This is a genomic window from Desulfoluna spongiiphila, assembly GCF_900101345.1.
Lineage (GTDB): Bacteria > Desulfobacterota > Desulfobacteria > Desulfobacterales > Desulfolunaceae > Desulfoluna > Desulfoluna spongiiphila.
Map to the genome: position 1 here is coordinate 1 of NZ_FMUX01000042.1, position 14,716 is coordinate 14,716.

Here is a 14,716-nt window from a genome sequence, read left to right on the forward strand (position 1 = left end):
GGCGTCGCCGCCCGCGGTGCCGGTGACTTGAACCGTGCCACTGGCTTCTAACGCGTTGATGATACTGTCGTCGGTGATGGGATCCACGGAGATGGTCGCAGATGCTTGAGTGTCAACCCCATACCCCTCACTCGCCGTCGCAGTCTCCGTATTCCCCGCAGAATCCGTTACCGTGATTTTTGCGTCGATGGTGTGGTCCGGGTCCTGGGCGAGGTCGGAGCCTGCCACATCCACGGCAAAGGTGCCGTCGGCATTGACCGTTCCCTGGTAGTCGGTGCCGTTGACGGTGAGGGTCACGGTGGCGCCGGTGGGGAAATCACCGACCACGGTTCCTGTGATGGTAAGGGTGGAGGCGGCTTCGGCGGCGTTGATGATGTCGTCGGCTGTGATGTCGGCGGACAGGTTCAATGTCGGGGCAACGAGGGGAGGCAGGTTCTCGTCGTCGACATTGAACGGGTCGTAGGTGGTTGCTGCAGCGTTTGTGTCGGTGTCGGAGTCGATGAGATAACTCCCGATTTCTCCGCTGGACTGGTCGCCATCGAGGGATGCCAGTTCAAAATCATGGGTGTCGGAGATCTCTTCGCCTACGGAGGTGTCCTGTTCGATGTCATCGATTTCGTCTCCGCTTTCAAGGGCCTGTTGCATGGCCTCGGCTTCGCTGATGACGGCATCCAGAGGGTCCACGGCATCGGTAACGGTCTCATCCAGAACGAGGGTTGAGTTTTCAGAAAGCTCCAGAAGGGTTCCGTCGTTCTGGCGGATGGACAGCACGGCACCGTTGGACGTTTCGATGATCTCATTTTCATACAGGATGTCTCCTGCTGCGAGAACCCGTGTGTCTCCCTGAGGTGTCTTTGCCGTAACGGATCCGGAAAGGGATGCAATGATGCCGACTTGAGCCATGTTGTCCTCCAAACACAAAATATAAATACGCAGTAGCGTGACTTTTTTACTCTTCATGCCTGCTCCGGCGAACAGCCTTTTGCAGGTATACTGTCTATATTTCATTTTATAAGAGGAGAAAATGTACCAAGGTACAGGTCCGGATATTTTGATGGCATTTTTTTTGTGTCGCCGTTTGGCTACCCCTTCGTCAGACCATTGACAGCGAGGTGGCTACGGACTGTTTGGGGATGGCCTTTTTTGGTGCGCTTAACAGGAGTCTAATTGTCGATTTAAGTAAAGACTTCTATGAATGACTTTGTTTTTCACTGCTTTAGTGAGCGTGGTGGAGAGGTGATTGGGCTGGTATGTTTTTTTAATTTTTTAGGGGTATAGAATCGAAGGGTGTGCGGGGTTTTGAACTGCCGAATTTTTTGTTCTGAGAAATGAAAGTGATGTCGCGGTGGGCTGAACGGGGAAAGTGTTGTGAGATATGCACGAAGGGGTATCCCTAAAAATCAGGTAGATACAGCCGATTCAGGTCCCTGATTGTTGATGTCAAAAGGCAAAGAAGTGAAATTCCTTTTTGCCGAAGATTGTCTCGGTCCCAATGCGGTCGTGTAACCATTTGGTATGAGGATATTGTTAGGTTTCAAAAAGCAAGGACAGGCCAATGGCGAGGTTTTAATCATTTATTTGTCTTCTGGTCGGTGCATATGACTTTTACCTGTGGGGCTTTTATGTTGTTTTTTTGCTTGTATTACTTGCCGGGTGCAGGGGCAACATGCCATAATCCTTTTCCACCACGATAAAGTGAAATATCCTTCCGATTCATGACGGTGATACGAGAGGAGACTCAGTGAGAATCAACGCACACACCCACATTTTCAATCTCGCATCGGTTTTCTCAAGCGAGACGTTGGAGATCCTTTTGCGGCGGGTGACGGAGGTGGATGTCCCCGAGGTGTTTAAAAACGACCTGCAAAGTCTCTTGGAAGAAGCCCTGGCAAAGGCCGGGGGGTACGCTGAGGTGGAGTCCCTGGTGGATGCCTTCGTGAAAAAGGCGGCCCTTGCAGAGCGACTCAAGGCCCTGGACTCAGGGAACAGCGTGGCCCTTGAGTTCCTCGGTGCGGATGAGATCGCCAAGGCAGGGGCACTGACCCTTGTGGAAAAACTGAAAAAAGCCCTCTCAAGGGATGATGCCGGGCGCCACAATACCATCGGGGATCTCCTTGATTTTGTGCTCATCGGTCTGAAGCCCGGCATCTCCGCTGTGACGGCCCACATCATGGAGCAACTGGACGAAGACGACTTCATCGTTGCCCTGATGATGGATATCACCAGCGGCGGGAGCAGCGATGCAGACCTGTTTGAGGGCCAGATACAGGAGACTTCCGAGCAGGTGCTGAGGTACCCGGGCAGGGTCCTTCCCTTTATCGCTGTGAACCCTTTGAGGGAGGGCCACCGGCACATCATGGAGCGGGCGTTGCTCTTCCGTGGGTTTGTGGGGGTCAAGCTCTACCCCTCCCTGGGATACGATGTGGATTCCCCTGAGATGCACGCGGTGTATGATTTCTGTCATCCCCGTGGTATCCCGATCCTCATGCACTGCACGCCGGGCGGCTTTTACGCCAAAGAGGCGTCCCGTGGAAACAGCGAGCCCCGGTTATGGGAGCCGATTCTGAAAAATTACAAGGGACTCAAGGTTTGTTTCGGTCATTTCGGGGGCGGGGAAAATCTCTGCGGAGCAGAAATCCCACCCGATTCCTGGACCTCCCAGATTTTGTCTTTGATGCGCGATCCTGACAACACAGGCGTGTACGCGGATATCTCCTTTCACACCGAGCTCATGGAAGGGGGAGACGGCCAGGCGAATTACATCGGTCATCTCAAGGAGCTCCTTAAGGATCCGGTTACAGGCAGCCGGATACTCTTCGGCACGGATTTCTGGCTGGTCCGTACAGCCCTGTCCGAGGCAAATCACTGGCAGTTTTTTGAGGAAGCCTTGGATGACGAGGATCTGTTCAAGCAGCTCACCGCAACCAACCCCTGCGGTTTTCTGGGGATTGGCCATGCCCCCGGCACAGGGGGGGAGAACATGCGCCACTATGTCCAGTTTATTAAGGATCACCGTGGGGCCATGAACCCTGTGTCCGCGGCAACATGGCTCAAGGATGAATTGCAGGCGCAAGGTACCGACGTGAACTGGACGACCACAACCCCAAACGCCCGATGGAATGCCAACAATGAGGCCCATGTCCGGCTGTTCTGGTATCTCAGGGACAACCAGATGGGCAAGAAAGACAGGACGGCGGCCGATTTTTATACCGACGCCTATTTTTCCGTTACCCGATTGCAGTACTGGAACAAGGGGTTTGAGTCATCTTCCATTTTCTACCGTAAATGTGGGGCCCTTGCAAAAGGCATGGATCGGTACTTTCGGGAAAGCAAGGCCACGTATGAAGAAAATACGACCCGCGCCATGGCCGTGGAGAAGCTGATTGCAGTCCTTTCTAATGAGGGGAGCGTCTTTGTTGATTTGGCATCCCTGTGCGACGAACTCTACGACTTTTCAACCGAAGGGGCCTGATGCCCATGTACGCACACTGCCCGATAACCGACAGGAGTTGATCCGTGATTAAAAAATATGTGTTTGCATGCTTGTTGGTACTGTTTCTATCCGGTTTTGTTCATGCCTCACCCAAGGACCGCTCTGTTGAAATTTCGCCGAAAATAGTGACCGATGAAAGCTCCAGCGATTGGACCCTGGGGCTCTCCTATGATGTGAATTACCCCTGGTCCAAGCTGGAGGATTTGCGATTTGGTGAAGCGGAGTCCTTTGTACTGGTTCAGCTGAAGGGAACGGTGCTTGAAGACAAAGATTTGAATAACGAGGCTCTTGTGTCCCAGCTGACAGCAGGATTTTCTTTCCTCGGAGGTCAGGCGGTTTCTCCTGATTTTTCACCGGGCATGGATCCCAACGCGGGCGCGGGGGCAAGTAAAGATAAAAGCAACTGGGGGTACATCTACGGCGGTTTCAACGCCCGGCACGAAACCATCCAATCCTTTGACGAGCAGAACCTTGCCGCCGGTTTTGAAGCCGGCTACATCAACATACAGACCGAAGGCCTCTTTTCCTTTATCCCTTCTGTGATCGTTGCAGGGGAGTACGTCAACGGGGTGGTATCGGATATTGAGGAAGACACCTACGGCCGGTTCCGTGCGGAGGCATCGCTCAATTGCGCCTTTGGCGAGTTGTTGTTTGAGCACAAGGCCCTTATGCCCCTTGGCCTGCGCCTGGACGGTCGCTACAACAGGGCCTGGAGCATGGACGAGAAGCTCGATGCGGCAGGCCAGGACGAGGTCTCCTACCTTGCGGCGGCCCTGACCTACGGCAGCACGATGACGTTATCGGTTTTGAAGAATCCGGTTTTTTTCATCCGGTACAGCGATGGCCGGATTCCTCCCAACACAGCCGATGAGAGGGTCGTGACAGCGGGTGTGACTCTGTCTGTCTTATGACCCAATGATGAATTCCCGTAGCCCATGGTCGGTGATAACGGTTGCTCGTTCCCAGGCACCGCCTTGCACCCGTCAGCGAATGTGACAACCCGAGGAACGAGGGTTGGAGCATTCGCAACGTGCTTTCGAGGTGGCACACCTCGCCGCCGGAGGCATTTTTTTTGAACCATTTTGTCCATGGCCAAGGCAAATGGCAGTGACCTCCCGGGGGGTAAGTCCCTGTTTTTTATTTTCGGCCTCCTTGCGGATAATCGGAATGGCATCGGCGATTTTTTTTCGGCTCATGCGAATCCCTTCCTTTGCCAGGATATGGACCAGGGCGGAGGTGCCCGAGTGCTTTCCCGCCACGAAGGTCGGTGCTTCCCGCCCCACTGCGTCCGGGGCAAAGGGCTGGAAGGCCGTGGGGTCCTTGAGCATGGCGTGGGCGTGGATACCCGATTCATGGGTGAAGACCGCAGCCCCGGTGATGGGCTTGGTCGGGGGGGGAGAGATGCCGGTGATCTGCTCTGCAAGGGCACAGAGCCGGGGCAGGTCGGTCAGCTCGATGCCCGTGGACAATGGCGTGCCCCAGGCAAGGGCTGCTGCGACCTCCTCCAAGGCCGCGTTTCCGGCCCGTTCGCCCATGCCGCCCACGGTGACGCTGAGGGCCTCAATGCCGGATTCGGCGGCGGCCACGCTGTTGGCCGTTGCCATGCCCAGGTCGTTGTGTCCGTGGAACTCTAAGGGCATGTTCGGGACCGTGGCCTTGAGGTCTGTGACAAGGCGGCTGACCGCGTGGGGCGTGAAGATGCCTACGGTGTCTGCCAGGCGAACCCGGCTTGCCCCTGCCTCCCGGGCACAGCGGACAAACGCGTCGAGGGTTTTCCTTTCAGCCCGGGAAGCGTCCATGGCGCCCACGGTGCAGGTGTCAAAGGCTGTTTTTGCCCGGGCAACGAGAATGTAAAGCGCTTCTATCACCTGCCCAGCTTCTTTGCCCGTTGCCGCAAGGAGCCTGTCTGAGACGGGAAAGCTCAGGTGAACCCCCTGGGTCCCGCATTCCATGGCCAGCTCAAGGTCCTCGGCCGTGCCCCGGCACCAGCAGGTGAGGGGAGATTTGAGCTTTAATCTCGCCATTTCCCGGATGGTGTGTCTCTCCTCGGCTCCCATGGCCGGGGTCCCCACCTCCAGCTCATCGACCCCGGCGTCCGAAAGGGCCGCAGCAAGGGTTATCTTCTCTTTCCTGGTGAATGCCACACCCGGTGCCTGCTCCCCGTCCCGCAAGGTGGTGTCGGAGATGATGACGCGTCCCGATGTCTTATATTTTGTGTCCATGGTTGATATCCCACTTAATATGTATATGAAGAGTTCTCCAATGTGTCAGGAGGAGCGCCGCACTCCTGTGCGGCTTTTGGGTGCACGCGACTCATGAAATATCCGGGTTAGGCTGTCGGAAACAAATAATCACACAATAGTTCGCCAGAACACCGGTGGGATTTGACCCGAGGAACGAGGGGCAAAGCCCGGCGGTAATTTGCTTTCAAGGTGGCACACCTTGCCGCCGGAGGCTGCTTTCTTGCAGCCTTACATGTAGCTGTACCCCACATCCGAGGTGGTCTGCCTGGCCTCAAGAACGGCGTTGACGATGTTGTCGAAGAGCTGCTGGGTTCCCCGATAGCCGACGTGAAGGCTCCGCTGGCCGCCGAAGCGGTCGTGGATGGGAAAGCCCACGCGGATCAGGGGGATGCCCAGTTTCCGCGTGATGGAATAGCCCTTGCTGTTGCCGATAAAAAGGTCCGGGGAGGCCTCCATGGCAGCCTCTTCGATGTCCTGGAAGTCTGCCTCCTCGATGATGCGGATCTCCTCTTTGAGATTGCCCGGCAGGGTCTGTTCGAGGACCTCCCTCAAGTGCCCGCTGGTGCCCCCCGAGGCGCACACCACGGGGATGATGCCGATCTCGCAGAGAAAGGCCGCAAGGCCCACCACCAGGTCCTCTTCGGCATAGACCACGGCCCGTTTGCCTGAGATGTACTTGTGGCCGTCCACAAAGGCGTCCAAAAGACGTCCCCTCTGGCGTGTGTACTTTTTCGGCACGTCGCGGCGCGTGAGGGCAGACAGGGTGGAGAAGAATCGATCACAGGCCTTGACGCCCAGGGGCAGGCCCGTCCGGTGGGCCGGGATATTGCAACGGGCCTTGAGGACCTGGGCACCGCTTCGTTTTTCGCTGCAGACGCGGCTCATGTCGATGGTGGCCCGGGCTCCGCCCATCTCCCGGATTTCATCGATGCCGATGCCGCCGTCCGGGATCTTTTGATAGGTGGCCCACAGCATGCCGTCTAAGGTCTCCGAATAATCCGGGAGCATAAGGCACCCGGTGTCGAAGTCCTCAACGATCTCCCGTATATGCCGCATGTCTGCAGGGGAGACCATGCCGGGAAGGATGTTGATGCATCCGTTGTTGCCGCCGCGGCTGCTGGCAAGGGCGTGGAGCAGGGCGGCCACGGCGTCGTGAAAACCGTCCATGTGGGTCCCCCGGTAGCTGGGTGTGGACACATGGACAATTTCCGGCAGGCAGCCGCCGGACTGCTCGGCTTTGAACTCTTTTAAGATCAGCCCCACATCGTCGCCTATGGTTTCGCTCAGGCAGGTGGTGGAGATGCCCACCAGCTCGGGTTTGTACTGTCGGGTCACGTTGGTGATGGCCTGCTTGAGGTTGTCGCCCCCTCCGAAAATGGCCGTGTCTTCGGAAAAGTTTGAAGAGGCGATGTCCACGGGTTCCCTGAAATGGCTGATGAGGTATCGCCGGATATAAGTGGCGCACCCCTGGGAACCGTGCATGAGGGGGACGGACCCGCGGACTCCCTTGAATACCAGGGAAGCCCCCAGGGGCGTGCAGAGTTTGCAGGCATTGGTCGTGGCTGAGTCGTTGTAGGTAACGTCCATGTCGGTCTCCTCTTTATGCAAAAAAAATGAGTAACTGTTCAGTTATGCCTCCGGCGGCCCTGCCGGGGGCATCGCTTTTGCGACTTTCTGTGCCACTCTGGTTTGGGGCCGTGGAGGTCAATGGCCTCCAAACCTCGGTGCAAACTGCCACACCGGGCTCCTGACGGTGGTGTAGACCTCCGTTGCGAAGTTGTGCATGCCCTTGAAACCCGCCAGGGGTGTTTTTCGCTCGTGGTTGTGGTCGCAGAACCCGATGCCCATTTTAAAGGCGATGGGTCTCTCCTTGACTCCGCCGATGAAAAGGTCCGCCTCTTTTTCCATGATGTAGGTGGACAGCTCCAGGGGGTTGGAGTCGTCCACGATGATGGTGTCCTTGTCACACATCTTTTTAAGCAGGTCGTAGTCCTGGCTGTTGCCGGTCTGGGAGCCCACAAGAACCGTTGTCATGCCCAGGTACCGCAAGGCCTTGATGAGGGAAAACGCCTTGAAGGCACCGCCCACGTAGATGGCTGCTTTTTTACCCTTAAGTACCTTTTTAAACGCCTGGAGATCCGGGTGAACGGCTCCGATCTCGGCCTTGACAAGGGCCCGGGTGGCCTCGGTGACCTCCGGGTGGTCGCTGAAGTGGGCGGCCACGTCGTAGAGGGCCTGGGCCGTGTCTTCCAGTCCGAAGTAGGAGACCCGGATGTAGGGGATGCCGTACGCCTCTTCCATCATCTCAGCCAGCTGGAGCATGGCCCCGGAACACTGCACTACGTTAAGGGCTGCACCGTGGCTCCGTTTGATTTTCTCCACCCGGCTGTCTCCGGTGAGGACCGAGACCACCTCGACACCCATTTTTTGGTAGTACTCCTCAATCATCCAGGCTTCCCCGCCGATGTTGAACTCCCCCAGGATGTTGATGCTCACCGGTGAGATATCTTTTGTCTCTCCTGTGCCCACGAGCTGGAAAAGGGCCTTGCAGGCCGCCGCGTATCCGTCTTTTTTGGTGCCCTTGAATCCTTCGGAATGGACGGGGATGACGGGGATCCCTTTCTCCCTTGTCACGGTCCTGCACACGGCGTCCACATCGTCGCCGATGATCCCCACGATGCATGTGGCGTAGACAAAGGCTGCGGAAGGTGCGTGGCGATCGATGAGATCCGTCAGGCATTGATGGAGCTTTTTTTCCCCTCCGAAGACCACCTGTTCTTCCCTTAAATCCGTTGAAAAGCTGAGGCGGTGCAGTTGGGGGCCCGAGGAGAGGGCCCCGCGGATGTCCCAGGTGTAGGCCGCGCATCCGATGGGGCCGTGGACCAGGTGGAGGGCATCGGCCACGGGGTAGAGCACCACCCGCGATCCGCAGAAGACGCAGGCTCTCTGGCTGACCGATCCTGCGGCGCTTTTGGTGTCGCAACCCATGTGAAACGCTTTCAGGTCGTTTCTATGGACCTGACTTTCTCTTTCTTTAAGGATTTTTAAGTCCGTCATGGTGTGGCTCTCCTTTGCTGGGTGATATGTGCGAATGTCACCGGTATCACGTCGCAATGACTGTGCCATCGGGTCCTGTTTTGTCTGTGAAGACTGTAATTCGCTGTTCTGTATGGCTATGCGTACGTGGTGATGGATTGCGATATGAAATTGGTTTTGTGATGATATTACGATTTTGTAAGGTGCTTATTGCGAAATAACAGATATGTTTCGCTGCGCGACTCTTTCCCATCGCAGGAAGCGGGCAGCAGAGAACAGAAAAGGACGAGTCTCAATGGGAGGAAGGGTGAGGTGATGAAAGGATTTTTCTTGTTTGGTGTAAACTTCAATACTTTCAACATTCTGAGACGTAGGTTGCTGTTTTTGTGGCAGCGATTTGAAGTGAGGCCATGGCTGTCGTTTGGGCAGCATCTCGTTTGGACTGTAAAGCAAAATGATCCCATTCAGAATCTGGAAATACAAAAATGTATTCAGTCATCATGGTTGTTACATTTATGTCTTTGATCGCGACGTCCGGATTTCGTCTGGTTTGCATTCTGCGAAAAATGACTTGTGTGTATGGTTCGCATTATCGGTTCGTTAGCTATTGTCTCAGTCGGTTTTTACTCGGTATGGCATGCCTGTTGCTTTGTATCATGCTGAGTCATTGAGAAATATCACGTTCCGGGGTGTCACGCCCCTGTCAATAAATAAAGAGGCGGGCACCCTTCATCGATCCTAGTCATCACATGCAAGGAGACACACCATGAGAAAAATCGCGATCTATGGGAAAGGCGGCATCGGCAAATCCACGACAACCCAGAACACAGTGGCTGGCCTGGCTGAAAGCGGAGAAAAAGTGATGGTGGTCGGGTGCGATCCCAAAGCAGACTCCACCCGGCTCCTGCTGGGCGGCCTGGCCCAGAAGACCGTTTTGGATACCCTGCGTGAGGAAGGGGAAGACGTGGAGCTGAGCGATGTCCTGAAGGAGGGCTTCGGCAGCGCGGTCTGTACCGAGTCCGGTGGGCCTGAGCCCGGTGTGGGGTGCGCGGGTCGGGGCATCATCACATCCATCAACCTGCTGGAGCAGCTGGGGGCCTACTCGGACTCCAAAGAGCTTGATTATGTCTTTTACGACGTCCTCGGCGACGTGGTTTGCGGCGGGTTTGCCATGCCCATCCGGGAAGGCAAGGCCCAGGAGGTCTACATTGTGGTCTCCGGTGAGATGATGGCCATGTACGCTGCCAACAACATCTGCAAGGGCATCGTCAAGTTTGCCGAGTCCGGGGGCGTACGCCTCGGAGGGCTTATCTGCAACTCGCGAAACGTGGACTTTGAAAAAGAGATGATCGAAGAACTCGCCAAAAAGCTCGGGACGACGATGATTCATTTTATCCCTCGGGACAATGTGGTGCAGCGTGCCGAGATCAATAAGAAAACGGTCATTGAGTACGAGCCCGAGGACGCCCAGGCCGATGAGTACCGGACCCTTGCCAAGAAAATCTCGGCCAACACGCACCACGTGATTCCTACCCCCATTGAGATTGAAGAGCTGGAGACCCTTCTGATGAACTACGGCCTGGGCGGTTAAGGGGGCCCACGGAAGCATCCCCGCAAGGGGGCGGCCGGAAAGACAGTGAAGACGCCGTTTCGAAATCACGAGTAAATCATCATAACAGCGAGACCAGATGTTAAGGAGACCATCACCATGATCATGATACGCGCCATCGTCCGACCTGAAAGAGTCAACCATGTCTTAGAGTCCCTCATGGCCGCGGGGTTTCCCGCCATCACCCGGTTTTCCGTGGTGGGACGCGGCAAGCAGCGTGGGATCAAAATCGGCGAGGTGACCTACGATGAGATTATCAAGGAGCTGTTGTTCACCGTGGTCAAGGAGTCCGACCGGGAGTACGTCGTCAAGACCATCATCAAGGCGGCACGCTCGGGTGAAAAGGGTGCCTTCGGTGACGGGAAGATATTTATCACCCCCGTTGAAGAGAGCTACACCATCAGCTCGGGCATTCGCCAGAACGCCGCGGGGGAACTTGAGGAGGTGCCGGTATGAAGGAGGTCATCGCCATCATCAGGATGAACATGATGAATCAGACCAAACGGGCCCTGGCAGATGCCGGGATCTCCTCCATGACGGCCCGGGAAGTCCTCGGAAGGGGAAAGGGCATCGTGGACCTGGACCTTCTGGAAGGAGCCGAGCACGGATACGAAGAGGCGGTCTCCCGGCTGGGGCAGACGGACAGGCTCATTCCAAAGCGCCTGATCCTTGTCTCCCTTCCCGACAACCTGGTGGACACGGCCGTTCAGACCATCATCCGTGTGAACCAGACGAAAAAATCCGGGGACGGCAAGATTTTCGTCCTGCCTTCCATTGATGCCGTTCGCATTCGCACGGGAGAGCACGGCGATGCGGTGCTGGACGAGTTGTGAAACGGAGCAACCGGCACAGGGTGATTGCAAGATCGGTATGAATATCAAGAGAGGATAACCATGGAAACTACAGTCACAGACCACAATCGAACGGAGAGTAATCGCGATGTGGACCTTGCCAAGGTTAAGTCGGAGATTCTGTCCAAGTATCCGACCAAGGTCGCGCGGAAACGGGCCAAGCAGATCCTTGTGAGTCCGTCCGGAAAGGGAAGCACCATCCCGGAGATCGGCGCCAATGTGCGAACCGTTCCCGGTATCCTGACCCAGAGGGGGTGCTGCTATGCGGGCTGCAAGGGGGTGATCCTGGGGCCCACACGGGACGTGGTCAACATCGTCCACGGGCCGGTGGGATGCAGCTTTTACGCCTGGCTGACCCGCCGGAACCAGACCCGTCCGGCATCAAAGGATGCCCCGAACTACATGACCTATTGTTTTACCACGGACATGCAGGACGAAAATATCGTTTTTGGCGGCGAAAAGAAGCTGAAGCAGGCCATCCAGGAGGCTTACGATATTTTTCATCCCCACACCATCAGCGTGTTTTCTACCTGCCCGGTGGGGCTCATCGGCGATGACATCCACTCCGTGTGCCGCGAGATGAAAGAGACCCTGGGCATCAACATCTTCGGATTCAGCTGCGAAGGGTACAAGGGGGTGAGCCAGTCCGCGGGTCATCACATCGCCAACAACGGCATCTTCAAGAACGTGGTGGGCCTCGACGACACCATCCGGGGCGGTGAGTTTCGGATCAACCTTTTGGGGGAGTACAACATCGGAGGGGACGCCTTTGAGATCGAACGGATTCTGGATGACTGCGGGATCTCCCTGATTTCGACCTTCAGCGGCAACTCCACCATGGAGCAGTTTGCCAACTCCCACACCGCGGACCTGAACGTGGTGATGTGCCATCGTTCCATTACGTACATGGCGGAGATGATGGAGAAAAAATACGGGATGCCCTGGATCAAGATCAATTTTATCGGTGCCCGGGCCACCGCGCAATCCTTGAGGAAAATTGCGCAGTACTTTGAAGACGACTCCCTCACCGCCCGGGTCGAGGAGGTGATCGCCCGGGAGCTTCCCCCTGTCACCGAGGCCATGGAAACGGCCCGGCCCCTGTGTGAAGGCAAGCTTGCCATGCTCTTTGTGGGCGGGTCGCGGGCCCATCACTACCAGGAGTTGTTCAATGAGCTCGGCATGAAAACCATGGCCGCCGGGTACGAATTCGGTCACAGGGACGACTACGAAGGCAGGCAGGTGCTGCCGTCCATCAAGGTGGACGCCGACTCCCGGAACATCGAGGAGCTCTCCGTGGAGCAGGACCCCGACAAGTACCGGATGCGGAAAACCGAAGAGGAGCTTTCAGCCACGGGCCAGGCGTACCGGGAGTACGACGGCCTGATCCCGGACATGAAGCCAAACACCTTTGTCATCGACGACATCAGCCAGTACGAAACGGAGAAAATCATCGAGGCGGTGAAGCCGGATGTCTTCTGTGCGGGGATCAAGGAGAAGTACATCATCCAGAAGAGCGGGGTGCCCATGAAGCAGCTTCACTCCTATGACTACGGCGGACCGTACGCCGGGTTCAAGGGGGCCGTCAATTTTTACAGGGAGATAACGCGGATGACCAACAGCAAGGTGTGGTCGTACGTGAAGGCACCCTGGGAAAAAGATCCGGAGCTTACGGCAACCTATGCAGCCGGTTAGACGCGGTGGCGGAAACAACCAGACGAAAGAGGATACATCATGCTACTGAGACACACACCCACAGACATAACGGACAGAAAGGCCCTGATGATCAACCCGGCCAAAACCTGTCAGCCCATCGGGGCCATGTATGCATCCCTGGGGATCCATGGCTGTATGCCCCACAGCCATGGATCCCAGGGGTGCTGTTCCTACCACCGAAGCACCCTGACACGGCACTTCAAAGAGCCGGTGGTTGCAGCCACCAGCTCCTTTACCGAAGGATCGTCGGTGTTCGGCGGCCAGTCCAACATGATCCAGGCCATCGACAATATCTTTACCATTTACGAGCCTGAGATTATCTCCGTTCATACCACATGCCTGTCGGAAACCATAGGAGACGATTTAACCCAGATCGTGAAGAAGGCCTACGACGACGGCAAGGTCCCGGCGGGCAAACACGTGATCTACGCCCCGACCCCAAGTTATGTGGGGTCCCACGTCACGGGGTTTTCCAACATGTGCAAGGGGATCGTCAGCGGTTTTGCCGAAAAGACCGGTGAGCAGAAAAATCAGATGAACATCATCCCCGGATATGTGGAGCCGTCGGACATGGCTGAAATCAAGCGACTGACCACGGAGATGGGGGTGAAAACCGTGCTGTTTCCAGATACCTCCGGGGTGTTGAACGGCCCCCAGACCGGTCGCTACCATATGTTTCCCAAGGGGGGCACCACCGTTGAGGAGTTAAAATCCAGCGGCGACAGCCTGGGCACCCTGGCCCTGGGGTCCTTTGCCTCTTCCCTTGCGGCAAAGCTCCTGGACACCAAGTTCAAGGTACCCTGCCGGGTGCTGCCCCTTCCCATCGGGCTTGCCGCAACGGATCGGTTCATCGACACCCTGCGAAAACTCGCAGGGGTCACCGTCCCGGATTCCGTCACCTTTGAGAGGGGCCAGCTCGTGGATGTCATGACGGATATGCAGCAGTATCTTTACGGGAAGAAGGTGGCCCTCTTCGGAGATCCCGACCAGCTCATCGCCCTCACCGAGTTTCTGGTGTCCCTGGACATGGTGCCCGTGCACATCGTGACCGGGACCCCGGGCAAGGAGTTCGAGGCCACCATCACCGAGCTCACCAAGGACTCCCCAGTGCCCGTAAACGTCAAAGCCCACAGCGACATGTTCCAGCTGCACCAGTGGATTAAAAACGAGCCCGTGGATCTTCTGATGGGCAACACCTACGGCAAGTACATCGCAAGGGACGAGGACATTCCCTTTGTGCGACACGGGTTTCCCATCCTGGACAGGGTAGGGCACTCCTACTTTCCTACGGTGGGTTATCGCGGCGGGTTGAGGCTCCTGGAGCAGATTCTCAATGCGCTCCTCGACAGAAAGGACCGCGATTCCTCAGAGGAGAGCTTCGAGCTGGTCATGTAAAAAAAGGGTGACTATTCAGCTCTTAAAAAGCTGCCTTCTATGGTTAAAGTGGGCAGGGGATGATCCCTTGGACCCCAGGTTGCGGAAGCCCTCCCCCTTCGTTCCTCAGGGTGAGGGCTTCCGCGAAGGTTTCTGTTAAATTGAGCAAAACCTGTTTGCCAAACTTTTCAAAAGTTTGGCCCCCGGCAGGGCCGCCGGAGGCGTCTTTAACCTGGCTGCCTCCGGCGGCATGGTGTGCCACCTTGAAAGCAAATTGCGAATGCGCTTTGCCCCTCGTTCCTCGGGTCAAATCACATCCGCCTTTCAAACAAACGTCGACCTTGATCACTGTTTGGGCCATCGGCCTGTTTACATCCCCCCCCCCCCCCCCCCCCCC

11 protein-coding genes are annotated in these 14,716 nt (G+C 56.5%); 7 read left to right on the forward strand and 4 right to left on the reverse strand.

What is annotated here, in order from left to right; genetic code table 11:
• The coding region (locus BLQ12_RS26510) for a retention module-containing protein (protein WP_175470087.1) at positions 1 to 903 on the reverse strand (903 nt) is incomplete at its 3' end.
• A gap of 838 nt (positions 904 to 1,741) precedes the next feature.
• On the opposite strand from BLQ12_RS26510, the gene BLQ12_RS26515 reads away from it, so the two are divergent.
• Both BLQ12_RS26515 and BLQ12_RS26520 read left to right on the forward strand, forming a co-directional pair.
• Complete coding sequence (locus tag BLQ12_RS26515) at positions 1,742 to 3,472, forward strand: amidohydrolase family protein (RefSeq protein ID WP_092215965.1); 1,731 nt, start codon at positions 1,742 to 1,744, stop codon at positions 3,470 to 3,472.
• A 44-nt stretch (positions 3,473 to 3,516) separates the two neighbouring features.
• Positions 3,517 to 4,404 carry a hypothetical protein gene (locus BLQ12_RS26520; RefSeq protein WP_139164137.1) on the forward strand — a complete coding sequence of 296 codons (888 nt, stop codon included), beginning with the start codon at positions 3,517 to 3,519 and terminating at the stop codon, positions 4,402 to 4,404.
• Between the two features lie 72 nt (positions 4,405 to 4,476).
• Here the strand turns inward: BLQ12_RS26520 and BLQ12_RS26525 are convergent, their stop codons facing one another.
• From BLQ12_RS26525 to nifE, 3 genes are all read right to left on the reverse strand, one after another.
• Entirely contained in the window at positions 4,477 to 5,715 is a 1,239-nt protein-coding gene (locus BLQ12_RS26525; RefSeq protein WP_092215969.1) for a hydroxymethylglutaryl-CoA lyase-like TIM-barrel protein, read from the reverse strand.
• A gap of 249 nt (positions 5,716 to 5,964) precedes the next feature.
• Positions 5,965 to 7,323 (reverse strand): nitrogenase iron-molybdenum cofactor biosynthesis protein NifN, encoded by a 1,359-nt coding sequence (nifN, locus tag BLQ12_RS26530; protein WP_092215972.1) that lies wholly within the window; start codon positions 7,321 to 7,323, stop codon positions 5,965 to 5,967.
• Positions 7,324 to 7,440: 117 nt separating this feature from the next.
• Complete coding sequence (gene nifE, locus BLQ12_RS26535; protein ID WP_092215974.1) at positions 7,441 to 8,793, reverse strand: nitrogenase iron-molybdenum cofactor biosynthesis protein NifE; 1,353 nt, start codon at positions 8,791 to 8,793, stop codon at positions 7,441 to 7,443.
• Positions 8,794 to 9,538: 745 nt separating this feature from the next.
• Here nifE and nifH point away from each other — a divergent pair.
• The 5 genes from nifH (at position 9,539) to nifK (ending at position 14,340) form a co-directional block, all read left to right on the forward strand.
• Positions 9,539 to 10,363, forward strand: a complete 825-nt coding sequence (nifH, locus tag BLQ12_RS26540) for a nitrogenase iron protein (protein ID WP_092215976.1) — start codon at positions 9,539 to 9,541, stop codon at positions 10,361 to 10,363.
• Between the two features lie 117 nt (positions 10,364 to 10,480).
• A complete protein-coding gene (locus tag BLQ12_RS26545) occupies positions 10,481 to 10,837 on the forward strand; it encodes a P-II family nitrogen regulator (protein ID WP_092215978.1) in 357 nt (118 codons plus the stop codon).
• Positions 10,834 to 11,214, forward strand: a complete 381-nt coding sequence (locus tag BLQ12_RS26550) for a P-II family nitrogen regulator (protein ID WP_092215980.1) — start codon at positions 10,834 to 10,836, stop codon at positions 11,212 to 11,214. Before BLQ12_RS26545 ends, BLQ12_RS26550 begins: the two co-directional genes overlap by 4 nt.
• A gap of 60 nt (positions 11,215 to 11,274) precedes the next feature.
• Positions 11,275 to 12,924 (forward strand): nitrogenase molybdenum-iron protein alpha chain, encoded by a 1,650-nt coding sequence (gene nifD / locus BLQ12_RS26555; RefSeq protein ID WP_092215982.1) that lies wholly within the window; start codon positions 11,275 to 11,277, stop codon positions 12,922 to 12,924.
• Between the two features lie 39 nt (positions 12,925 to 12,963).
• On the forward strand, positions 12,964 to 14,340 hold the full coding sequence (nifK, locus tag BLQ12_RS26560) for a nitrogenase molybdenum-iron protein subunit beta (RefSeq protein WP_092215984.1): 1,377 nt from the start codon (positions 12,964 to 12,966) through the stop codon (positions 14,338 to 14,340).
• The last annotated feature ends 376 nt before the right edge of the window (positions 14,341 to 14,716 follow it).

Excerpts from the sequence above, each read along its gene's own strand:
- BLQ12_RS26545 (WP_092215978.1), top strand. The coding sequence starts at position 10,481 with ATGATCATGATACGCGCCATCGTCCGACCTGAAAGAGTCAACCATGTC.
- nifK (WP_092215984.1), top strand. The coding sequence starts at position 12,964 with ATGCTACTGAGACACACACCCACAGACATAACGGACAGAAAGGCCCTG.
- BLQ12_RS26525 (WP_092215969.1), bottom strand. The coding sequence starts at position 5,715 with ATGGACACAAAATATAAGACATCGGGACGCGTCATCATCTCCGACACC.
- BLQ12_RS26550 (WP_092215980.1), top strand. The coding sequence starts at position 10,834 with ATGAAGGAGGTCATCGCCATCATCAGGATGAACATGATGAATCAGACC.
- nifD (WP_092215982.1), top strand. The coding sequence starts at position 11,275 with ATGGAAACTACAGTCACAGACCACAATCGAACGGAGAGTAATCGCGAT.
- nifE (WP_092215974.1), bottom strand. The coding sequence starts at position 8,793 with ATGACGGACTTAAAAATCCTTAAAGAAAGAGAAAGTCAGGTCCATAGA.
- nifN (WP_092215972.1), bottom strand. The coding sequence starts at position 7,323 with ATGGACGTTACCTACAACGACTCAGCCACGACCAATGCCTGCAAACTC.
- nifH (WP_092215976.1), top strand. The coding sequence starts at position 9,539 with ATGAGAAAAATCGCGATCTATGGGAAAGGCGGCATCGGCAAATCCACG.